The sequence below is a fragment of the Proteiniphilum sp. LBM24028 genome (assembly GCF_056629195.1).
Map to the genome: position 1 here is coordinate 3696978 of NZ_CM152817.1, position 23529 is coordinate 3720506.

Annotated in this window: 21 protein-coding genes and 1 tRNA gene; 14 read left to right on the top strand and 8 right to left on the bottom strand. The window is 47.1% G+C overall.

Annotated features, from left to right (window positions below; translation table 11 throughout):
* Positions 1 to 21: 21 nt before the first annotated feature.
* The 3 genes from AC1HCU_RS14775 to AC1HCU_RS14785 form a co-directional block, all read right to left on the bottom strand.
* A complete protein-coding gene (locus tag AC1HCU_RS14775; RefSeq protein ID WP_480367196.1) occupies positions 22 to 1425 on the bottom strand; it encodes a dipeptidase in 1404 nt (467 codons plus the stop codon).
* Positions 1426 to 1496: 71 nt separating this feature from the next.
* The gene (locus AC1HCU_RS14780) at positions 1497 to 2468 is read right to left on the bottom strand and encodes an SMP-30/gluconolactonase/LRE family protein (RefSeq protein WP_480367198.1); all 972 of its coding nucleotides are present in this window, start codon (positions 2466 to 2468) and stop codon (positions 1497 to 1499) included.
* 41 nt (positions 2469 to 2509) lie between these two features.
* On the bottom strand, positions 2510 to 3823 hold the full coding sequence (locus tag AC1HCU_RS14785) for a Gfo/Idh/MocA family protein (protein WP_480367201.1): 1314 nt from the start codon (positions 3821 to 3823) through the stop codon (positions 2510 to 2512).
* Between the two features lie 229 nt (positions 3824 to 4052).
* On the opposite strand from AC1HCU_RS14785, the gene AC1HCU_RS14790 reads away from it, so the two are divergent.
* The 14 genes from AC1HCU_RS14790 to AC1HCU_RS14855 all read left to right on the top strand — a co-directional run bounded on the left by AC1HCU_RS14790 (position 4053) and on the right by AC1HCU_RS14855 (position 18190).
* Complete coding sequence (locus AC1HCU_RS14790) at positions 4053 to 6104, top strand: gluzincin family metallopeptidase (RefSeq protein ID WP_480367204.1); 2052 nt, start codon at positions 4053 to 4055, stop codon at positions 6102 to 6104.
* A 60-nt stretch (positions 6105 to 6164) separates the two neighbouring features.
* A tRNA-Ser gene (locus AC1HCU_RS14795) sits at positions 6165 to 6251 on the top strand.
* Between the two features lie 295 nt (positions 6252 to 6546).
* Entirely contained in the window at positions 6547 to 7113 is a 567-nt protein-coding gene (locus AC1HCU_RS14800; protein ID WP_480367207.1) for a DJ-1/PfpI family protein, read from the top strand.
* A gap of 10 nt (positions 7114 to 7123) precedes the next feature.
* The gene (locus AC1HCU_RS14805) at positions 7124 to 8095 is read left to right on the top strand and encodes a formylglycine-generating enzyme family protein (protein WP_480367209.1); all 972 of its coding nucleotides are present in this window, start codon (positions 7124 to 7126) and stop codon (positions 8093 to 8095) included.
* A 31-nt stretch (positions 8096 to 8126) separates the two neighbouring features.
* Entirely contained in the window at positions 8127 to 8447 is a 321-nt protein-coding gene (locus tag AC1HCU_RS14810) for a cupin domain-containing protein (protein ID WP_480367211.1), read from the top strand.
* 30 nt (positions 8448 to 8477) lie between these two features.
* Positions 8478 to 9245 carry a type 1 glutamine amidotransferase domain-containing protein gene (locus AC1HCU_RS14815; protein ID WP_480367213.1) on the top strand — a complete coding sequence of 256 codons (768 nt, stop codon included), beginning with the start codon at positions 8478 to 8480 and terminating at the stop codon, positions 9243 to 9245.
* Between the two features lie 10 nt (positions 9246 to 9255).
* A complete protein-coding gene (locus tag AC1HCU_RS14820; RefSeq protein WP_480367216.1) occupies positions 9256 to 10908 on the top strand; it encodes a thiamine pyrophosphate-binding protein in 1653 nt (550 codons plus the stop codon).
* A gap of 20 nt (positions 10909 to 10928) precedes the next feature.
* Positions 10929 to 11489 (top strand): DUF2878 family protein, encoded by a 561-nt coding sequence (locus tag AC1HCU_RS14825; protein WP_480367219.1) that lies wholly within the window; start codon positions 10929 to 10931, stop codon positions 11487 to 11489.
* 8 nt (positions 11490 to 11497) lie between these two features.
* Positions 11498 to 13336: an AGE family epimerase/isomerase gene (locus tag AC1HCU_RS14830; protein WP_480367222.1), complete on the top strand. Its 1839-nt coding sequence runs from the start codon at positions 11498 to 11500 to the stop codon at positions 13334 to 13336.
* Positions 13337 to 13350: 14 nt separating this feature from the next.
* Complete coding sequence (locus AC1HCU_RS14835) at positions 13351 to 13689, top strand: STAS domain-containing protein (protein WP_480367224.1); 339 nt, start codon at positions 13351 to 13353, stop codon at positions 13687 to 13689.
* Complete coding sequence (glgX, locus tag AC1HCU_RS14840; RefSeq protein WP_480367227.1) at positions 13686 to 15809, top strand: glycogen debranching protein GlgX; 2124 nt, start codon at positions 13686 to 13688, stop codon at positions 15807 to 15809. Before AC1HCU_RS14835 ends, glgX begins: the two co-directional genes overlap by 4 nt.
* 24 nt (positions 15810 to 15833) lie before the next feature.
* Positions 15834 to 16154: an STAS domain-containing protein gene (locus AC1HCU_RS14845; protein ID WP_480367229.1), complete on the top strand. Its 321-nt coding sequence runs from the start codon at positions 15834 to 15836 to the stop codon at positions 16152 to 16154.
* Position 16155: 1 nt separating this feature from the next.
* Positions 16156 to 16590, top strand: a complete 435-nt coding sequence (locus AC1HCU_RS14850; RefSeq protein WP_480367232.1) for an ATP-binding protein — start codon at positions 16156 to 16158, stop codon at positions 16588 to 16590.
* A gap of 22 nt (positions 16591 to 16612) precedes the next feature.
* A complete protein-coding gene (locus AC1HCU_RS14855) occupies positions 16613 to 18190 on the top strand; it encodes a PP2C family protein-serine/threonine phosphatase (protein WP_480367235.1) in 1578 nt (525 codons plus the stop codon).
* 8 nt (positions 18191 to 18198) lie between these two features.
* Here AC1HCU_RS14855 and AC1HCU_RS14860 read toward each other — a convergent pair whose 3' ends face one another.
* The 5 genes from AC1HCU_RS14860 to mnmC2 all read right to left on the bottom strand — a co-directional run bounded on the left by AC1HCU_RS14860 (position 18199) and on the right by mnmC2 (position 23386).
* Positions 18199 to 19518: a TolC family protein gene (locus AC1HCU_RS14860; protein WP_480367238.1), complete on the bottom strand. Its 1320-nt coding sequence runs from the start codon at positions 19516 to 19518 to the stop codon at positions 18199 to 18201.
* A gap of 107 nt (positions 19519 to 19625) precedes the next feature.
* Positions 19626 to 20762 carry an ABC transporter permease gene (locus AC1HCU_RS14865; protein WP_480367239.1) on the bottom strand — a complete coding sequence of 379 codons (1137 nt, stop codon included), beginning with the start codon at positions 20760 to 20762 and terminating at the stop codon, positions 19626 to 19628.
* Positions 20763 to 20768: 6 nt separating this feature from the next.
* On the bottom strand, positions 20769 to 21698 hold the full coding sequence (locus tag AC1HCU_RS14870) for an HlyD family secretion protein (protein ID WP_480367241.1): 930 nt from the start codon (positions 21696 to 21698) through the stop codon (positions 20769 to 20771).
* Positions 21699 to 21767: 69 nt separating this feature from the next.
* Positions 21768 to 22460: an ABC transporter ATP-binding protein gene (locus AC1HCU_RS14875; protein WP_480367244.1), complete on the bottom strand. Its 693-nt coding sequence runs from the start codon at positions 22458 to 22460 to the stop codon at positions 21768 to 21770.
* Positions 22461 to 22588: 128 nt separating this feature from the next.
* Complete coding sequence (mnmC2, locus tag AC1HCU_RS14880; RefSeq protein ID WP_480367246.1) at positions 22589 to 23386, bottom strand: tRNA (5-methylaminomethyl-2-thiouridine)(34)-methyltransferase MnmC2; 798 nt, start codon at positions 23384 to 23386, stop codon at positions 22589 to 22591.
* Positions 23387 to 23529: the final 143 nt, after the last annotated feature.

Sequence of the window (23529 nt, forward strand, 5' to 3'; positions counted from 1 at the left end):
TTAATTGTATCCTTACAACTATTAAACAGCAGGCACCCTGTCTGGTTCATTTATTTTTTTCATCTCTTCGGCGAAATATCTATAGAAGAGCGGAATGGTTCGGATGCCATTGAAGAACTGTTCCAGAGGGAAATTCTCATTTGGTGAATGAATGGCATCTGATCCCAGTCCGAATCCCATCAACACAGACTTGATTCCCAGTACTTCCTCGAAGGTGGCAATGATTGGAATACTGCCACCTGAGCGTACGGGCACGGGCTCCTTACCATATACCTCTTTATAGGCTTTTTCGGCCGCTCTGTAGGCGGGAAAATCGATGGGGCACACATAGGAGGGGCCGCCATGGAGGTATTCCACCTTCACTTTTACCGATTTTGGGGCAATGGATTCAAAATACCTTACAAAGAGTTTCTCTATTTTTTTGTGATCTTGGTTTGGAACCAGTCGAGTACTGATCTTTGCATAAGCTTTCGAAGGAAGCACCGTTTTGGCTCCCTCACCGGTATAGCCGCCCCAGATGCCACACACGTCGAAAGAGGGTCTGATGCCTGTCCGTTCATTGGTTGTATAGCCTTTTTCTCCCGATACCTCCTCAATGTGAAGTGATTGTTTGTATGCTTCCAGAGAGAAGGGTGCTCGGGCCATCAACTCCCGCTCCTTTTTGGATACCTCCACCACGTCGTCGTAGAAACCGGGTATCAGGATCTTTCCATCCTCGCCCATCGTTTGTGCGATCATCTTCGAAAGCATATTAATGGGATTGGCTACCGCCCCGCCGAACAAACCGGAGTGTAGGTCGACATTCGGCCCTGTCACCTCCACCTGCCAGTATGCCAGACCACGCAGTCCGGTAGTGATGGAAGGCACGTCTGGTGCGATCATCGAGGTGTCCGATACCAGGATAATGTCAGCTTTCAGCATCTCTTTGTACTTCTTACAGAACTCAGGCAGGCTGGGAGAGCCTATTTCCTCTTCTCCCTCTATCAGAAATTTTACGTTACATTTCAACTGCCCCGATTGAACAAGGTACTCAAATGCTTTGGCATGCATGAACGATTGCCCTTTGTCGTCATCCGCACCCCGGGCCCATATTCTTCCATCTTTCACTACAGGCTCAAAGGGGTCTGTATTCCAGAGTTCAAAGGGATCTGCCGGCATCACATCCATGTGGGCGTATACCATCACGGTGGGTGCTTCGGGATTGACAATTTTCTCACCATAGATTACCGGGTTTCCAGCAGTTTCCAACAACTCAGCCTTGTCAGCGCCGGCTGCCAGCAGAATCTCTTTCCACTTCTCTGCGGCACGGTACATATCCGGTTTGTGTACAGGGAGCGATGAGACGGATGGGATACGGATCAGTTCGAAAAGTTCCTCCAGGAAACGTTTTTTGTGGGTCTCTATATAATTGTTTATTTCGTTCATATTGATATTCTTGTAATTTACAATTAGGACAAACTTACAAAAAAATAACTTAAAAATTGAATTCAGAATCCTCAGTCTACTCCTTTTACATTCATTGTAAGGGTATAAACCGAGGTACGGGCAGTGATGAACAGCGTCTTTTTCTCTTTACCCCCGAAACAGATGTTCGACGGGCTCTCGGGTAGCTCAATCTCATGGATTAACTCACCTTTGGGAGAGTAGACCCACACTTTCCCCATGGTCAGGTAGATGTTTCCCCGTTCGTCTATCGTCATGCCATCTGATCCTTTCGGGGCAAAAAAAGTTTTGTTTGTAAGTGATCCATCGGCCTCAATATCATATTTCCAGATTTTCCGGTCATTGATATCTGCCACATACAATACTTTTCCATCGGGAGTGCCTATCAGCCCGTTTGGTTGGACATAGTCATCTACTACGCGTGTAATCTCTTTTTTTGGAGAAAGATAGTATACACCCCTTTTATCCTGCAGTTCGGTATGCCCCTCCTCCCAGTAGTTCCTGTGATAATAGGGATCAGTAAAATAAATTCCTCCATTGGGAGCAATCCATAGGTCGTTGGGACCATTCAGATGGTTGCCTTCATATTTCTCAAATAGTGTATGTGCTTTCTTATCCTTATCAAAATACACTATCCGGTTGTTTAAGTCGGCACAGGCAAAAAGCTTATCTTTGTGATCAAAATACATTCCATTGGATCTGCCTGTCCCTTCCAGCCAGAGAGAAATACCTTCATTTTCATCCCACCGGTAAATACGGTCGTTGGGCTGGTCGGTAAAATAAACAATCCCCTTTGAGTCTACTGCGGGTCCTTCGGTGAAGGAAAAACCGGAACCTGCTTTCTCTATCTCGGCATTTTCAGCGATGATGCTTTTCTGTTTCTCTGAAACATTTTGTTCCGCGATACCTACTTCAATAATATTCTTTGCTTCCGGTCCGGAAACAGTCTGGATGGTACTCCCGGATTTTCCTGACAACGTAAGAAACGTAAAAAAAAATGATATGAATAGTAGCTGTTTCATCATGATGTTTTATCTGTTTGTAATGAATAAATATACTGAATTTATCAGATAACCGGTCTCTTGTATCCCTTTCTGTAGGGCCTTGCCTGAAGTTGTTCCGCTTCCGGGTTATTAATAATATGATTACCATTACTATCCCAGTTCAGTTTGCTTCCAGTTTCATAAGCTATCATTGCCAGTTGTACCGACGCAGTGGATTGATAACCGTCTTCCGGAGAACAACTTATAAGGGTCCTGTTTCCTGTTTTTACAGCTTTAATAAACTCTGCCACATGCTTTTCCTGCATATCGGGTGTGGGCCTTTCAATAATCTCCTGCTTTTTGTCGCGTCCTGCAGGTATCAACACAAGCCTGGTATCTGAAGAAAAGAGAGTCCCTTTTTCTCCATAGAATATTACTCCGTTATTGAATTGAGGATCCAGGTCTCCCGTTCCCCAGAGGCGATGCTGCCAGATAACAGGGATATCATCGAACAACAGTTTCGCAATAAGCGTGTCGGGAGTTGTAACTCTTTCTTTCAGTAAAAAGATTCCTCCTGATGCTTCAATCATATCAGGCATGGCAAAATCCATTGTCTTTCTAATTATATCGATATTATGGATTCCCCAGTCCACCAGATGTCCATTTCCATACTCCTTCTCCAATCTCCATGCCCGATGGCCTATGGAAGGCCGATACGGGAGTTTGGGCGCCGGCCCGCACCATGCATCCCAATCGAGTGAAGCGGGAGGGGCCTGGACCTTTGTATCCACTTTGCCAGGGTTAAAATGTATCTGGGCCGCAACTTGAAGCACATTGCCAATCTTACCCCCATCAATTATTTCCCTGGCCTTTCTGAAAGCCTGATTTTGTCTTCTCTGAAATCCTATCTGTACAATGTTTCCAGCCTTTTGTGCAGCTCTGACCATGGCTTTTCCTTCGTCCAGGTCATAGGCAAGTGGTTTTTCACAGTATATGGGCAACCCTTTTTCACATGCTGCTATAAACTGAAGCGCATGCCAGTGGGGGGGCGTGGCAATCATGACTGCATCGAGATTTGCAAAACCGATCAATTCCCTGTAATCCTGAAATCCTTTTGGGTAGCTGCCTTGTAAGGATTTCAATTCATTTATACTTTCGGAAAGATGTGCTGAATCAACATCCGCCACGGCGGCTATCTCCACACCTCCGGCCTGAAGTGCCGCCTTCGCAATGACCATACCATACCATCCACAGCCAATAAGACCAATTTTTAATATGCTATCCTTGGCCCGGACTGGAGCAGCTAACCCTTTTGCATTTAACTTTGATACGCTGATACCCGATACTGCAGCAACTGTAGCAATAGATGTGTTTTTGATAAATTTTCTTCTGTTCATACAAGATATTGTCAAATTTTAATTAGAATTTCAGATATTTGATATTTTGATTTCCAGATTTTGCTTCATAATAATACACCATAATGTTTTAACGTATTTAAATATTGAATTGTTTTGATTATTGATAATTCAAGTGATATGTTTTGTTTTTTTTAATGAACACACTATATTTGAGCCCATATTGGAACACATGAAAATTGAAAATATAATAATTAGTATAATATAAAAGATGAAAAAGTTACTTTTTTTTATCATTACCTTTTTTATTTTTGGATTGATTGCCTGTAACAAAGAGAAGAAAGTTATGAATAGTGCTGAGTTTATTTCCGAAACATATACCAGGAGCGTGATCTCACAATTAAAAGATTCACTCGGCGAGGATAATGCCTTCCGCATTGAGCGCGGAGTAAAGCAGGTGGCTTCTCTCTGGCAGGAACAGGACGGTACGGAAGATGATTTTGTACGGTTCTGCACCACCTCATTCGTGGCCGACACGGCAGAACTTTCCTCTCTCTATGCCACACTGGAGCGCAGTTTCGAGATGATCAACGGTTATTATCACAAGATGGATGCGGAGCTGAAAGCACCGTTGCAGCTTGTGGGTCCGGATATCACGCCGGTAGATATGCTGTTTGGCAGTTACAATGCCTCCGCACATCTCACCGATGATCTGTATGACAACAAGATAGCATTTCTTACGATACTCAACTTCCCCTTTTACTCACTTGAGGAGAAGACCGATCGAGGTGGACAGTGGAACCGTAAGGAGTGGGCTTATGCCCGGATGGGAGACCGTTTCATCTCGCGTGTGCCGGCGGCGATACAGCAGGATATCTCGCGTACGGTGACCAAAGCTGATGCTTATATTTCCGATTACAACATCTTTATGGGTACACTACGCAACGGACAGGGTGAACAACTATTTCCTGACGGCATGAAGTTGATCTCCCACTGGGGCCTGCGCGATGAACTGAAGTCGAACTACGCTGATCGGGAGCGGGGTCTGGAGAAGCAGAGAATGATCTATAAAGTAATGCAGCGCATCGTGGATCAGTCCATACCTCTTGAGGTAATCAACCGGGACAGCCATACCTGGGATCCGGAAAATAACGTGCTGATGGAGGGGGGTAAAACAGTCAATGCCACACCGGAGGAGACACAGCGCTACGAGGTGTTCCTGAAGAATTTTCAGGCGATGCGTATGCTCGATGCATACTCTCCCCATTATCCCACACAACTCATCCGCGCATTCGATGGTACCATGGAGGTGACACAGAAAGAGGTGGAGGAGCTTTTCAAGGAGTTACTCTCCTCCTCGCAGGTAAAGAAGGTGGCTGCCTTTATCTCCTCCCGGCTGGGACGTGAACTGGAGCCGTTTGATATCTGGTACAACGGTTTTCGTGCCGGTGGAGGAATACCCGAAGAGGAGCTGACTGCCATCACCTCCAAAAAATATCCTGATGCACAGACGTTGGAGCATGATCTTTCCAACATCCTGATAAAGCTGGGATGGAACCCGGAGAAGGCAAAGGAGATTACTGCCCTGATCACGGTCGATAATTCCCGTGGGGCCGGCCACGCCTGGGGGGCAGAGATGCGCAACGACGTGGCACGACTGCGTACCCGCATTGGCGAAGGAGGCCTGGATTACAAAGGCTATAATATTGCAGTACACGAGTTTGGTCATAATGTGGAGCAGACCATCACCATGAACGATGTTGATTATTATATGCTGAACGGCGTGCCCAACACAGCCTTCACCGAGGCGGTGGCATTTCTATTCCAGAAGCGGGATCTGGAGCTGTTGGGGCTGAAAAACCCCAATCCCGAAGATGCGTATTATCTGGCACTGGACAACTTTTGGTCGAGCTACGAGATCATGGGAGTCTCCCTGGTCGACATCCAGGTGTGGGAGTGGCTCTATGCCAATCCGGACGCTACACCGGCTCAGCTGAAGGAGACAGTGATCCGTATTGCGAAAGAGATTTGGAACAGCTACTATGCCGATGTGCTGGGTGGCCCGGATGAGATGCTACTGGGTATCTATTCGCATATGATCGATTATCCGCTTTACCTGCCCAACTACCCCATGGGCCACCTGATTGCTTTCCAGATTGAACAGCAGGTGAGAGGCAAAAATATGGCGGAGGAAATTGACCGGCTGTTTACACAAGGACGTATCATTCCTCAACTCTGGATGAAAGGGGGGGTGGGATCACCCATCTCAGTAGACCCACTGCTAAGCGCTACCAACGAAGCATTGGAGGCATTGGCCAAATAACTAATTTTACAGATTCTTTTCCATAGTTGAGAGAAATATTGTAATTTTGCATGCTGATCAGGAAAGATGCCGGAGTGGTCGATCGGGGCGGTCTCGAAAACCGTTGTACTCTCACGGGTACCAAGGGTTCGAATCCCTTTCTTTCCGCTGAAATTGTAGCTTAAATCTGATAAAAACAGATTAATTATTTTTTAATAGAGGTTAATCTTTTAAATTATTTATTTATCTTTGTAGATATTTTTGAAATGCGATTCTATACTGGAACGGGTATAAGGGTAACCTGAGGATTGGATATCAGATTTATATTAAACAAATTCCTGTTCCGTTAATATATTCTGTTATATACTGAATTAACATAATTGGTTTTGGTTTATTCAATTTTATTTGGGTTAAATTAATATTCTCAATCAGAAAAATTATATCTGTTCTAATCTGAAGAATAATGAATCGCACAATCAAAATTGCTGTTTTAATAGAAAGCGATTTTTACGAAAATGAAATTTTCTATTATAAGTACCGTTTTGCAGAAGAAAAATATGAACTGCATCTTTTGAGTAGGCTCTGGGGACAAGAGAGGCTCACCTTCTATGGACACGAATACAGGGTGCCTATGGAATGTAATGAGAGCTTCGAGGACATGAGCGAGGAGGAGCTCTTGAGTTACGATGCGATCATCATTCCCTCCGGCATGGTTGCCGACCGGTTGCGTTATACCGAAGATATTCACAAGCTACCCCCAGCTGTAGAATTTATCAAACGTGCTTTTGAAAAAAAGGAAATCATCAAAGGGATCATCTGCCATGGTTTGTGGTTGATGGCCCCTGCCACTGAGCTTGTTAAGGGAAGAAGACTTGTTTGCCATAACAACCTGCTGGGTGATGCAAAGGCTTACGGCGCTGTCTATGTGGATGAGAATGTGGTGGTCGACGATGATCTGATTACTGCCCGTTCAGGCGACTGCGCCCATTTGTTTGCGAAAGCAATCATAGAGAAGATTAACCGGGAATAATTATGCTACCATGAAAAATTTTAAACCAACGGGCTGTCTTGTTTTCCTTTCTCTTCTTTTATTTCTCAACTGCACCCACACACGACAAACTGAAGAAGCATCCCTTTTTGAAGTACCCGAAATGACCGGGATTCCTCCCGGCACATTTACCATGGGACAGATACTGGGTGACTTTCGGCTTGGTTTTCCCATGCATGCCGTTATCATCCCGAATGGTTTTAAATTGGGTACCTATGAAGTAAGCAACGCGCAATTTTGCCAAATGTTAAACTATGCATTGCTTCAGGGGGAACTGAGCGGTGACTACAAACAGAATGTCAACGTGAAAAACAGTCACGGCGATTCGCAGGTATTGCTGAATCTGGAAGCCGACTACAAAGGGAATCTGAATCCCATCCGGTTTGAAAAATCCCGCTTTGTGGTATCTGCTGAAGAAGCAAACCTGCCGGTTGTATATGTAACCTGGTACGGCGCGGCGTTCTACTGTAACATGCTTAGCCGCAGTGAAGAACTCGAAGAGACATACGATCTGAACAGCTGGAACAGCAATTTTGGGAAGGGGTACCGTCTTCCCACCGAGGCTGAATGGGAATATGCAGCCCGATACCCGGACGGGCGTACCTTTCCCTGGGGTGACGATTTTGAAAATATGGACCGGTATGCCAATTTTGGATTAAACCGGGAAAAGCTTATAGATATTGCCGCCTTTGAAGAAGGAAAAAGCTACCTGGGGCTGTACAACCTGATTGGCAATGCCGAGGAGTGGGTCAATGATTTTTATGCTACATATCCCACCGATACCCTTACCAGCCCCACTGGCCCTCAGGAGGGTGTCTATAAACAAAAAAGGGGTGGCAGCTGGTACAGGCACGACAACAATATGCCATTCAGTGCCTACCGTTACAATACCAATTATCAGTATACCTGTTACTTCGACATAGGTTTTCGTATTTGCCTGAATATGCAATCAATTGAAAAATAGTTCAATAAAATATAAACAAACAATTTAATCCATGGAACCATTTCGTTACGTGAAGGATGTGGAAAAGAAAGAGCTGTTTAAAGGCGTGTGGGGTCAGTACCTGGGCAGTGGTCAAAATATGAATGTGATGCACTGGAATTTTGCAGACAATGTCATACTGCCTGAACATTCTCACGAATCGGAACAGTTTGGTTATGTGATAAAAGGGGCATTCAAAGCTACCATAGCCGGTGTTACCCGGTTGCTTGAGGCGGGCGACTACTATTTTATCCCGCCCAACGCAACCCACTCATTTACATCGGTAGGCGACACTGAAGCCATTGATGTTTTCAGTCCCGTGAAACCCATTTGACATCTTCTCAAAATCAATTTAAAATTCAATATGATGAAAAAAAATGTATTGGTACTGGCCAGCAACTATGCTTTCTGGGCCGAAGAGCTTCAGGCTCCCTGGGATGCACTGAAAAACGCAGGGCACAATGTAACCCTTGCTACCTATTTAGGTAAGAAACCCCTGCCCATTGCGATGAGCATGGATCCCGATTTCGTGGACGGATATCAAAACATCAAGGTGAATACCCCAGAGACAGTTGCCCGTACGCAGGAACTGCTGAGTAATGGCGAGCTGGATAATCCGAAGAAAATAAGCGAGGTAAACATGGCGGATTATGATGCCTTGGTAATGACCGGCGGACCGGGTACCCCACTTGATATTTGCAACAACCCGGCGGTACATCGCATGATTCTGCATTGCGTAAAGAACAACAAACTGGTCGGTGCCATCTGTTACTCGGTGGGAGCTTTGGCTTTTACCCGTGATCCTGAAAACAATTATAAGAGCGTGATCTATGGAAAGAAAGTGACAGCACATCCCCGTAAATGGGACTTTGTGGATTTTGATTTAACCTACGACCTGGTGGGCGCTACTCCCAACAACAAGGGGACCGACCTGATGACACCCGGTTTCCTGATCCCGTTGCAGGATATCGTGGAGGATGCGGTGGGCCCTGACGGCAAGGTGCTTGCCGACGACATGGCTACACCGGAGAATCCCTGTGTAGCAGTGGACTGGCCCTTTGTAACCGGGCTCTCCGTGGAGTCGTCGGCCGAATATGGGAGACAGTTGGTGAAAGCACTTGAAAAAAATTAAAATAGTTTGTATGAATGTTGGAGATCTTATTGTAGATTATCTCGAGACAATTGGTGTGGACACGGTCTTTGGAGGCTCCGGCCAGTCAGACTCTGCCTTCTTGTTCGCACTGAGCAGAACAGAAAAAATTAAAACCGTCATCCCGCGTCATGAACAGGCTGCCTCATTCATGGCCTGCGGTTATGCCATGTACTCCGACAAGCTTGGAGTATGTTTTTGTACAGCCGGCCCGGGAGCAGTGAATCTGCTCTCGGGAATGGCTGTTGCCTATTCCGATTCACTCCCCCTGCTATCCCTGCCGGCATATACCCCCCGTGAGATGCGCGGTAAAGGTGATCTGGGCGATACGTCGGGATTGAATCGTACTCCCGATGGACAGGCGCTCTTCTCGGCTGTTACCAAGAAATCGTTTATCCTGGAGGATCCTTCTCAGGCCTGCGACATGCTCGAAGAAGCGATAAACCTTGCTTTCGAAGGTCGCCCCGGTCCGGTAAATGTCCATATAGACTATAGCATTTACGAAGAGGAGGTGCCCAACTACCGGCCCCTTAATTTTCTTGTCAGACCGGTTTTGGCCGCACAGGAAGATCTTGATAAAGCTGCCGGCGTGTTGACAGAAGCGATCAACAACGGAAAAAAGGTGATGGCCCTTGTCGGGTATGGCACCATCAGAAGTCATGCCGAAGGAGACCTGCTACAGCTGTTGGAATCATTCCAAATACCTTTCTGCACCACGATGGATGCCAAGGGAGCCCTACCCGAAACGCACCCGCTCTGTCTGGGTACTTTCGGCACATCGGGTGATCCCGATGCGAAAGAGTTTTTCAAGAAAGCCGATGTCGTGCTCGCCATCGGAAACTCGTTTGCCAAATGGAATACATGGCGCTTTAAGGATGTGCTGTTTGACAACAAGAAACTGATTCACATCAATATCGATTCCAATGAAATTGGCAAGGTCTACAGAGCTGATTATCCTGTTTTATCGGACGCAAAACCGGCAATTGTTGGCTTGCATGCGAAAATGACCACTATGGGAGCCGGAAAACTGCCTCCTGAAACAGGGAGTGATCAATTCCGCAACGTGAAGCTGGAGCAGCGCAGTGACAAGATTCATCCCGCGATGCTTGTACGGGAAATATCGCGGTTGTCACCCGAAAAAAGCATCATCCTCGGAGATGCCGGCGGACATATGCTCTGGTTGCATGCTTACCTCACCCTTGACAAGGGCAGGAACTATCAGAATCCTGGTAGCTTCGGACCGATGGCTGCCAACGTGAATGCTTCAATCGGGGTGAAGTATGCCAATCCCGACAGGCCAGTGATTGTGGCTTGTGGTGATGGTGATTACCAGATGGCTGGATTTGAACTGATGACCGCCGTACAGGAGAATGTGCCGGTGATCTGGATTATTTTCAATAATTCGGAATTCAACATCATCAAATACTTCCAGCTGAGATCGAAAGATAAAGAGGTGTTCAACCACTTCATGAATCCCGATTATGTGAAATACGCGGAAGCTTGCGGAGCACAAGGATTCAGGGTCACGGAGATCGATCAGTTTGAAGCTGCTTTCACCAATGCCCTGAGCCTTGGTAAACCGGCGCTGATCGATGTCATTGTTGATCCGGATATTTATCCTCCCTTTGCCGCTTTCGACGATTAAAAAACAAAAAACGGTGAGCAATGAACAGAGCGAATCTTTCATTTTGGTTAAATCAAATTACAGGTACCCTCACTTTCATGATCGGTGTTGTAGCCTGTTATTTTGGTGCCCTCCAGCAAATGCCATGGCTTGGAATGGCTGTGGTGCTGCTGATTATATTGATCGACCTGCTTCAGGACAAGAAACGCATCAGGAATAAAATAAAACTGGTGGTTGTTGTTGCGCTTGCCGCTGCTGTAATGGAAACCTTGCTGATCGTGAGCTCAGTCTATTCCGTGACTCCCTCTTCGCGGCTGCTCGGCTTGCAGTCTGTCCTGCCAGTATGGATACTGGCCCTATGGGTCAATTTCAGTGTCCGGATCATTTCCTACCTCGTCTTTACCCGGGGAAAACATTTCGTCAACGCACTGCTGGGGATCGTCTTTGCGGTATTGATATTCAGATCGGCCGAGCGCTTCGGGCTTGTGGCTCTCACATATGGAGTTTATAGCCTGGCCATTATTGCGGTAGCCTGGGGTGTTTTTGTTCCGTTCATTTATATGTATGCAAACAGATTATTTCCGGATCCAAGAAAAAAATAACAATCTACATGGATATTAATTTTACTTTTTCCGACACCATCGCCGGTTATGTGACAGATTTCAATCTGAGCGAACGCACCTTTTCTCTGAAAACTTCCGACAGCCGCATTTTTAAGGCATATATTTCCGGCAATTGCTATGCTCGGTATTCACGCAACCTGAATGAGGAATACAATGATGCCACGGCCGACATGCTGAAACTACTGGCCCTGCCACGCCAGATGGTGTTTGCTTATGGAACATTTTATCCCCGGGAGAATAGTAGCCAGCCTTTTTTTCAGGTACAATGGATGATCTTCCCCGGAAAAGGGCCCGGTATATACAGGCACGAGGAACCCGACTGGTGGATCAACCAGATCGATTCCATCGCATCAAGCTACATGAAATGGCAGTTCGATTTTCCCGATCGACCCGTCAATTATGAAAACTATCGCACCATGCTCCATCTGGGCGGATCAAAAAAAGGGGATTACCTGCAGGAGACCGATACCATCTCGCGGTTGATCTACGGATTTGCGTCGGCCTATCTTCTTACCGGTAAAGATGAATATCTCGAGGCAGCCGAGAAGGGAAGTGATTACCTGCGCGACCACATGCGCTTTTATGATGCCGATGAAGACATTGTATATTGGTATCACGGGATCAAGGTGGAAGGAGAGAAAGAGACCAAACTGCTGACTTCCGAGTTCGGCGATGATTACGACTCCATTCCCATGTATGAGCAGATCTACGCCTTGGCGGGTCCCACGCAGACCATGCGGATCACAGGTGATCCCAAAATCAAATGGGATATTGACAAAACGTTGGATCTGTTCGAACGCTTTTTCAAGGACGAGGAAAATATGGGTTACTTCTCCCACATCGATCCCATTATGCTGGATCCAAGAACGGAGAGTCTGGCACACAACCGGGCCCGCAAGAACTGGAACTCAGTGGGAGACCATGCCCCGGCTTACCTTATTAATCTCTATCTGGCTACCGGAGAAGAGAAGTATGCCGACTTCCTTGAATATACCTTCGACACCATCACCCGGTTCTTTCCCGATTATGAAAGCAGCCCTTTCGTGCAGGAGAAATTTCACGAGGACTGGAGCCTTGATCAGACATGGGGCTGGCAACAAAACAGGGCTGTGGTGGGACACAACCTGAAGATCGCATGGAACCTGATGCGGATGCAATCCCTGAAACCCAAAAAGGAGTACCTCGATTTTGCCAGGAAAATTGCGGAGCTGATGCCCGAAGTGGGTTGCGACAGACAAAGAGGAGGCTGGTATGATGTGGTGGAAAGGGTGACCAAACCCAACGGAACACATCATGAGTTTGTCTGGCACGACCGGAAAGCATGGTGGCAGCAGGAGCAGGCCATCCTGGCATATCTTATCATGTTTGGAGTCCTCAAAGACGATGAATATAACAAAAACGGACGGGAGGCGGCGGCATTCTACAATGCGTTCTTCCTCGACAGTGATGATGGTGGTGTTTACTTTAACACGCTTGCAAACGGCCTGCCATACCTACTCGGTAATGAACGATTTAAAGGAAGTCACTCCATGAGTGGCTATCACAGCATGGAACTCTGTTTCCTGTCGGCAACCTACATCAACCTGCTCATCACCAAGCAGCCCCTGATACTTCATTTCAAACCGTTGCCAAACGGTTTTAAAGACAATATTCTTCGCGTATCTCCCGATATCTTACCGGCAGACAGCATCTATATAGAGAACTGCTTTGTGGATGGAGAACCCTACCATAACTTCAATGCAGATGAGCTCACCGTCACATTGCCACAAACCGACAAGCAGGTGAGAGTGAAAGTGAAAATAGCGCCAAAGAGCTGGCTCGATTAGTTATAACAGAACAGATGAAAGTAACAACCCAAACGAAAAACAACATTGTCTATATCACAATACAGGGAAGTATAGACAGCAATACAGCCGGCGAATTGCAGTCGCGTATCATGGAAGAACTGACATCCTGCAATCGGGTAATTATGGATTTAACCGCAGTTGTTTTCCTCTCCAGTGCCGGTTTGCGGGTACTGTTGATGCTCTACAGACAACTAAATGCCAATGGTGGCAAGGTATTGCTGGTGAATGTTTCAGAGGAAATCTGCGACATCATGTCGATGACCGGATTCATTAATTTCTTCGAACTATATGCCAGCATCGAAGAGGCTGAAAAACAATTCGTACAGACATGAGTACACTTGATAACAGGATCGACTTTTACCCTACAAACGAATACCGGGGTATAAAATATCGTCGGGGACGTGTACTCCCTTTTGGGGCGACCCTGGTACCCAACGGAGTAAACTTCTCCGTTTTTTCCAGCGCGTCTACATCCTGTACGCTGGTTCTGTTTAATAAAAACGAAGAGGAGCCCTATGCAGAGATACCAATACCCGACGAATTCAGGGTAGGAAATGTATATGCCATCATTGTTTTCGGCCTCGATTATGAAAATATCGAATATGGCTACAGGATGGATGGGCCATACGATCCGCAGAACGGGTACCGCTTCGACAAGCAGATTGTTTTGTCGGATCCCTATGCCAAAGCAATAGGAGGTAGAGACAAATGGCGCGATGATTCCAACCTGAAGCGGAATTATCCTTTCCGGTCACGGCTGGTGTTCGATGATTTCGATTGGGAGGAGGATAATCCGCTGGAAACGCCCATGGAGGATCTGATCATTTACGAGATCCACGTGAGAGGTTTTACATCTCACCCCTCATCGGGTGTCAGACACAGGGGCACCTTTGCTGCCATCAGGGAGAAAATACCCTATTTGCGCGATCTGGGTATCAACTGCGTGGAGTTGATGCCGATCTACGAGTTTGATGAATTCGAGCATAGCCGTGAAAATACCAATACAGGCGACCTGCTGGTAAACTATTGGGGATATAGTACCCTCAATTTTTTTGCTCCCAAGTCAGGTTATGCCGCTACAGGCAAGTACGGGATGGCGGTTGATGAACTGAAGACACTGATTAAGGAGCTTCATAGAAACGGCATTGAGGTGTTCCTTGATGTGGTGTTTAATCATACGGCGGAGGGTGATCACCGTGGACCGACCATCTCTTTCAGGGGCATCGACAACAAAACTTATTACATGCTCACCCCCGACGGTTATTATTTCAACTTCTCCGGCACGGGTAACACCCTTAACTGTAACCACCCCGTAGTACGCAACATGGTGCTCGACTGCCTGCGCTACTGGGCCTCGGAATACCATGTCGACGGATTCCGTTTCGATCTGGCCTCCATCCTCGGCCGCGCCCAGGATGGCAGTCCACTTAATAATCCTCCCCTGCTGGAATCGCTTGCACACGATCCCATCCTGGCAAAATGCAAACTGATAGCCGAGGCATGGGATGCCGGCGGACTCTACCAGGTTGGTGCCTTCCCGGCCTATGGTCGCTGGGCGGAATGGAACGGGAAATATAGGGATACCGTCAGGAAATTTCTCAAGGGTGACCACAATACAGTGGGTCAACTGTCGCAATGCATGCAGGGTTCGCCCGAGATGTACCTGCATCGGGGTACCACGGCAGGGATTAATTTTATCACCTGTCATGATGGCTTTACACTGTATGACCTGTTTGCCTATAATGAGAAACATAACGATGCAAATGGTGAAAATAACCAGGATGGATGCAACGACAACTTCAGCTGGAATTGCGGATGTGAAGGTGAAACGGATGATCCGGGGATAAACATCCTGAGGCATCGTCAGATTAAGAATGCGATGACCATCCTGATGCTCAGTCAGGGGGTGCCCATGATCCTGATGGGTGATGAGATGGGCAGGACACAAAAGGGAAATAATAATACCTACTGTCACGACAGTGAGTTTAACTGGCTGGACTGGAGTTTTACTAAAAAAAATTTCGATCTGTTGTCCTTTGCCCGGCACATCATTCACTTTCGCCGACAGCACCCGATATTAAGGAATAAAGAACATTACAGCAACAGAGATTACAAGGAAAGCGGCTACGCCGATATTACATTTCACGGCACCAAGGCATGGCATGCCGACTGGTCGGAATCAAATACCGTCTTTGCTTTCATGCTCGACGGGTATCATGCCAAAAACGGCTTCGTGAAGGACGATACCATCTACGTAGCGGCCAACATGCACTGGGATGCATTGGAATTCGAGCTGCCGCAGTTATCGGAAAACAGGAAATGGTATCTTTCCGTCAATACATCCATGGCGTCGCCTGAGACATTTTATCCGCTACAGTGTGAGCCCGTGCTGGAGAATCAATCCGGCTTCATTGTCGGAGGACGCTCGGTCATAGTTTTAATAGGTAAATAATTCATTTAATTTGGAGGAACAGATATGGGTTTCACAGTAAAAAAAGAGATTTTTGAAAAGTATATAGCATTCACACTCTGCGGATCTTTGGATTCATCTACCGCTCCACAGTTTAACGAGGAGGTGAGGCAGGTAATTCTGCAAAATCCGCAGACCCTGGTTCTCTACGTAGATGAGCTCAATTTTATGTCGTCTGCCGGATTGAGAGTACTGATTTTTGCCAAACAGAAATTGGGTACGGCAGCTTCTTTGATTTTGGTCAGGCCCCAGGAGCAACTGCTCGAAACATTGCGAATGACAGGGTTGATATTCAGTGTAAGTATTGTGGACCAATATCCTGAATAGCATGAAAGCAGAATCTCAATCACGGGTTTTTGAAGCTGTGCCCGGCTCACTCGAACCGATACGCGATTTTATAACAACATTTGCCACAGCCCATGATATTGACAAGAAGAAAATTTTCAAACTCTGTCTGGCGGTAGACGAAATCGCGACCAACATTATAAATTACGGCTACCGTTTAGCCGGTATCGATGAGGGTACAATTCATGTTTGCGTGTCCTACCGTAACAGGCAACTGACGGTGATTCTCGAAGACCACGCCATTCCCTTTGATCCGATAGAGAAGGGCATGCCCACACCGGAGGAGTTGATGAAACCGGTAGAGGAAAGGCCCATAGGGGGACTGGGTATCTTCCTGGCTCGGAAAAGTGTGGATCACTTTGACTATGAATACAAGGAAGGAAAGAACCACAATATATTTGTAGTTGATATCGATTAATACCTACGCCTTACATTAAGCCATGTTTAGAAAACTGCCTTTCAGAAAAAAAATATTGCTGTTGCTCTTTTCATCGATAGCCGGATGTGTCATCTTCACCACTTCGGTGACTGTCTTTTTCACCGAGAAATCTACCCAGGGCGTAATTGACGATATGCTGTTTTCTGTGGCCTACGGAGCACATAACCTTGTGGGAGATGCGTACCACGACCGCATAGAAGATGAACTCTCAATCACTCCCGAAGAGTTCGAACTCAAAAGAAGGGCCCTGCATGAGTTTGCCAAAAAGGTGGAAGTGAAAGAGGTATACTCTTATATTATTTATAATGATGGGTTACGCTGGACCTCGGGAAGTCTGAGCACCGACACTTTTTTTACCACTTACCAGGGAGACAGGGAGAAGATGAGAAGCATCTACTTTACTCCGATAGAGGAGGAGAGGGTTGTCTTCAACAGCTATGAAGATGCATACGGCCCGGTCAGATCAGTTTTTGTGCCGTTCACCACTGCCGCTGGCAAGCGTTATGTAGTGGGAGCCGATTATGACTACCAGGTGGTGGAGAATCAACTGACCGGTATTGCTCTTGGCTTTATCCTTTTTGGCCTGCTCATCCTGATCGTTTCATTTATTATTGTCTTTGTTCTGACCAATAAGATGTCGGCGCCCATCAAGAAGCTCGTGGAGTTTTCGAAAGAGATGGTCGATAATGACTACAAGCTGACAGAGTACAATCAAAATTATCTGAAGGAGTTCTCCCTAAAATATAAAGATGAAATTGGAATTCTCTCCGGCTCGTTTCTCTACCTGCAGAATTCCATCAAACATTATGTACAGGACCTGCAGAGGACCACAGCGGCTAAGGAAAGCCTCGAGAGCCAGTTACGGATAGCGAATGCCATTCAGATGGGTATGCTCCCCAGGGAAGTTGGCGGATTCTGCGATCACAATGAGTTTTCTATCTGTGGTTTTATGAAACCGGCACGGGAAGTGGGTGGTGACCTCTATAATTTTTTTATGATCGACGATGAACATCTCGGCTTCACCATTGGTGATGTGTCAGATAAGGGAATACCGGCTGCTCTCTTCATGTCGATGACCAATACCCTCGTTAAGTCGATCGCCCTCACCGGAATCACTCCCGCCGATGTACTTTACCGGGTGAACAACGAGCTCTGTAAGGGAAATGATCAAAACATGTTTGTCACCCTCTTCTTTGCAAAGCTGAATATCAATACAGGACAGGTGGAATATGCCAATGCCGGGCACAATCCGTTTATTCTGTTGGGTGAATATGAAAAAGCATACCAGAAACTATATTCCGGGATTGTTCTGGCAGCTTTTGAGGATGTCAGCTTCAAAAATGAAGAGGTTACCCTGTTACCGGGAGAAACCATGCTGATGTATACCGACGGAGTGACCGAAGCGATGAACAGTCAGAAACATCTGTTTGGAGAGGAGCGGTTGCTGCAGATTTTTAATTCGGATGCTCCCACTTCTGTCTCCATCATGATTCAATCGGTGATCCAGGGTCTGGAGACCTACGTAGAGGGTTTTGAACAATCGGACGATATTACGGTTCTGGCGTTGCGCTATCATTGATGCAACCTTTATTCAACTCCAAGCAGAATCAGGCTGCTGAACAGGTCGTAGGCCGATTGGAGGAAACGATGCCTGTTTTGTTGCATCTTCATCTTCTCGTTGAGCAGGTCACTTTGCTGAATGTAGCCTTTTTCGAACTGAAAAAGTACTGCTGCTTCATTTTGTTGGCTCATCTCCCAGTTTTCCCGGTTCAGACGGTAACTTTCTTTTCTGACTTGTAGCAGAGACAGTTCATTGAGCCGCTCTTTTTCCCGGTTGTTGCGGATATCGCGCAGGTTTTCCTGCTCCATCAACTGTTGCAAGCGCAGTCGCGACACCTCTTTGGATGTACTGAACGATTGGGTAACGGGTACCCTGAGTGAAATGCCGATATAGCTGCTACCTCTCCAGAGATTGTTGTTGAACAACGTAAACTCGTGGTTGTAGTAGTTGGTGCCGTAATATCCATTCAAAGTAACAGTGGGGGCATACTTCCAGGAGGCCGACTTCAGACGGAGCGATGCAAGATCCACTACCTCCTGCTGCCGCAGCACCTCCCGGGGCGTGAGACCATAGGCAGGTAATGCTTTCATCTCCAGAGTCCCCAGCAGCGCTGGGATATCCTCTGCCAGTGAAATCGAGGCCACATTCGCGGCCGTCACATCCATCCCCATGAGGTAGATCAATTCTGCCTTCCGGTCGCCCGCGATCTTTGCCGCCTCCAGATAAGCAGCAACAGACTCGTTGTATACCCTGTGTGTGTCATTCTTCCCGGAAAGGCTGATCTTCTCTTTCAAATAAAGCTGTCTGGCGTTACGGAGCAATTCTGCATAGTAGGTTGTATCTCCCCTGAGCAGTTTTTTTTGTTCTTCCGCGATCACACACTCCGCGTAAGCAAGAGCTACCCGCTCTTTTAAATCCTCTTCCGATATTTCCGTATCATATTTCTGAATCCTTTGCTGGTGTTTTTTTTCTGCTACCTGGTTGGTTTTTTCCGGATTGAAGAGATCGAAACGGAGATTTACCCCTGCCGATGAGTTATATTTCGTGTTAAACTTCAGATACATCAGCTCCCCCTCCTTTGCAGAGGAATCGAAGACATGGGCCGGCACGGGAGTGGCGGGGATCACCAGGTTTCGTCGCATCTCTCCGGAAAGATAGATGTCGGGAATATGTTGGAGACGACTCTCTTCCACCTCAATAGATGCTGCTTCGTTTTTCATCTTCTCCACGTTGAGGGCGGGTGAGTGCGCCAGTGCCCGTTGAATGGCACCCTCCAATGTCAGAGACTCCTGTGCTGAAACTGTAACAGAAAATAAAAGCGCATATAGTATTATTGTTCTTCTCATTGAATTGGTTTGTTTTCAATATGTAAATTTTTTTATTGTTGCTGGTTGCACCTCATATCCCTGTGTGATTTATCCGGGATATTCTTTTTTGATTCCCGGTCTTACTTCTATCTGAAAACCGAGGAGGGTTCCACTTTTTTCAACTTCCGGATGGAAAAATAGGAACTTCCCACGGAAATAATCAGGGTTGTGAGGAATAAAAAGCTCAACAATGCCGGGGTTAGGCTGATGATCAGGCCCCCTTTTGCCATTCCTATTTTAGAGATGATAAGCAGGATCAGCGATACCAGATAACCAATCAGGGCATAAATGACCGATTGGGCAACAACCAGTCGGGTGATATAGTTGCCCGATGCCCCGATTGCTTTCAGGGTACCGTAATCTTTGATGCGATCGTAGGTGACCGAGTACATGGTGAGCCCGATGATAAAGAAGCCGCTGATGATACCGAAGAGCACCAGTGTGGCAAAACTCATCCCCATATTGTTGTCGGTCATGACGTTGATAATGGTAGCTGTCCTTATCTTGTCTGCGGGCCACGCCTTCAGGTCGGGTGCGATCTGGTTGATCCGGGAGACGACCGACTCGATCATGCCGGCATCGGAGACGGTGACAATCACCCCGCTTACCTGGGTGGGCGACATTCCGGTGTAGTAACGGGCCTTGTCGGTAGTAGTATAGATCAGTGGGGAGCTGAATCCCTTGGCATCTTTTGTCATTACCCCTACTGTGGCCGACTTGCCATTGATTTCGAAGCGGGTACCCGGCTTCACCTCATAACGCAACGCCTTGTTGTCATAAAAATCGGTGGAGACGACCTCCGGAGCTGCCAGACTACCGATGGATCCGGAATAGACCAGATCGGCATAAGGACCCGCGGCCAGGACGGGGTAGTCGCTGCCGATAATCATGGCCGGAGCATCCTTGCCATTGGGAAATCTGACAGAGACATTGGTGATTACGAAGCCATGCGTGCCGGTCACCCCATCGATGCTACGCAGCTGGTTTTCCCAGCGCACATCAAGCGGAGAAAGCTGGTTCACGTTTTCAGTCTGCTTTTTTACCACGAAAACCTGTGCATACTGGGGGTTGGCATTCCCCACAATCCCTCCGATGATGTTGGCAAGGTAGAAGAACATACCCAGCTCGATCCCGATCAGGTAAATGCTGATGACGATCGCCACAAGGATGCCCATGCTCTTGGACTTTTCAAAACGGACAAATTTAAAGGCGGTAGAGAGCATAAGCGGTCAGTTTAGTTGTACACTGCATTCCACTTTCGATTCGATAAATAGCGGTTGTTTCACCTCGTTGAGGGAAACCTCGATTTCGCGGATGCGGCGATCTTCGAGGTCGGTTCCGCTATCGGAAAATAGCGATTTCCTTTTCAAGTCGGGTGAAATGTGTACGATCTCACCTGTAGCAGCTACTTCGTCATTGCCATGAAGATTTATTCTACAGGGTTGTCCCAACCGAAGCTTATGGGCAAACAGCTCATCGATCTCCACCATCACCACCAGGGGCTTGTCAGGAGAGATCCGTCCATATTGCTGATATTGATTCACGGCTTCACCCACACGGGGAGCAAGATCCAGTAGTATACCATCGCTGGGGGCACGGAATACTTTTTTCTGAAGATCGTCCACCCTGGAAGCACGCTGAATTTTTAGTTCATTCAGTTGCGATTGCTGTAGCCTGTAGTCGTTCTCCAGCCTTTTTATTTGCTCGGTTCCCCGATCGAACTCATTCTGCAGCGTGCGTACATTTTCCCCGGTAGTGGCGCCCACAACCAGTAGTTCCTTGGCATCTTTAAGCAGGCGCTCTTGTTCTGTGTATAAGATCCGCTGCTGCTCCAGCATGATCCTTGCCGATTCCATCGTTAGCTCCTGCGATTTTAACCGGGAATCAACCTCTCTGACCGCCAGCTCCTCGTCGCTGCTGCAGAGTGAAAGAATCGGCTCACCCTCCTCGATGTGTTCCCCCGCTTTCCGGTGCATCTCCTTCACTATGCCCGATGCCGGGGCGGCCAGTTCAATCACGCCACCTTGTGGCACTACCTTGCCGATGCCGACAATCTGCTGTGGAGTAAGTCCGGTTTGTGACGGGGTGGTTTTTTCCTGTTTGTTGTCACATGCTGCCAGTAGCAGTGTGGCTGTAAGGAGAACAATTTGTCGCTTCATTTTATAGTAAATTTATTGTCAACGTAAAAAACGATTCTTACAGGGTTTTATTCTGATTTGGCAGGTTTTTCAAAAACCATCCTCCATGGCTGTTTCGCTGATTCTTCCCTCCGAGACGTAGATGGTTCTGTCGGCATACTTCTTCAACCTCACATCGTGGGTAACCACAATTACAGCCCGGTCATCCAGCGAGAGCCGGCTCAGCATATCCATCACCATTCTGGCACTTTTGTGATCGAGGGAGGCAGTCGGTTCGTCGCACAGGATCAGTTGCGGGTTTGTTACCAGGGAGCGGGCAATGGCTATTCTCTGCTGCTGCCCCCCGCTGAGGTTTCTGGGAAGGTTGTATATGCGATCCTCCATGCCGAATTTACGGATCAGCTCCATTGCCCTTCTTTTCGCCTCTTTTCGCTTCACACCCTGCAGCAGGAGGGGTTCCATCACATTCTCCAATGCGTTCAACGGCGCCAGCAGGTTGAAACCCTGAAAGACAAAGCCGATGTGCTGCAGGCGGAGATGGGCCAGTTCTTTTTCGGAGAGGTCGTTCACACAGGTATCTCCCACCCATACCTTTCCTGTGGAAGGGTAGATCACGGAGCCAAGGAGCGACAGGAGGGTGGTTTTCCCCGAACCGGAAGGACCTACAAGTAAGGTGATTTCACCGGTTCTGAACTCGGTAGTTGTGGGCTGTAGAGCCACAATGGTAGATTCTCCGGTCTTATACTCCTTTCCCGCCTCTATTAGTCGTGCTGCAATTTTCATGTGATCAGTTTGAAATAACAAAAGAAAGCATTAAATCTCAAATTAGCAAACTGATCTAAAAGAAACAGACAGATGAATAGTATCAATGAGACAGGCATCCTGTCTCTTTCTTCCCTCGACAACTTCGTCTATAGTTTTGTAGCTCTTAATATCTCTCTCTTCCCGGGAGGTCCGGGAAGCCTTTCTACCTGAAATCCGGCTGTCTGAAGCATCCTCCTCACCATCCCCTTGGCACAGTAGGTAGTGAGGATGGCATCCCGGCTGGATAAGTTGTAGAGGTGATTAAAAATGTCCTGCGTCCACATTTCCGGCTGTTTATCAGGTGCAAAAGCGTCGTAATAGATCAGATCGAATCCTCTTTCCGGAATAAAAGTGGCAGGCCTGCTGAAATCGGTTTGTTGCTTTAGCAGTGTGAAGCCGGGGGTTAAAGTTATTGCTTGTTCCCAGGGCGATGTATGGAGCCGGAGGAATAACGCCCGAAGATCCCCGGCTTTAACATCTATGAAGTTATGAGCGGGATAATTGAGTTTCTGTGCGGCTTCACAGGTAATGGGGTAACGCTCGATACTCTGGTAACATATATTTACATTTGCTTTTTCCGTTTCCAGCAAAGTGAGGAAAGCGTTGAGCCCTGTACCGAATCCGACTTCCAGCAGGTTAATTTCCCTCCTGGCTTGTAAAGGGTGTTCCGGGAAAAGCAGTTGTTGCTTCTTCCCCGTCTCAGGCTGCTCCGACGTTTCCCCCAGCGCGGAAGATCGTAATGAAAGCCTGTGAAGCAGCCCCTCCCGGATAAAGACATGCATCGACTCCTGCATGGCGCCATGCGTGGAGTGATAATGCTCATTCATCTCTGGCATATACAGCGTATGTGATCCATCTTCTGTGATCTGGATGATGGGTGGAAGAGACTGTTTGTTTGAAAGCATAGAAATAAATTGTATGAAGTTTTGTGATAGCGTGCCTATGTTACGGAACAAGATGGATGAAACTGATTGCAATCTGCGGCAACAAAAATAAACAAACTTTGTTTATGATTTTCGGCAAAGAGCGAAATTAGCTACATTTGCTG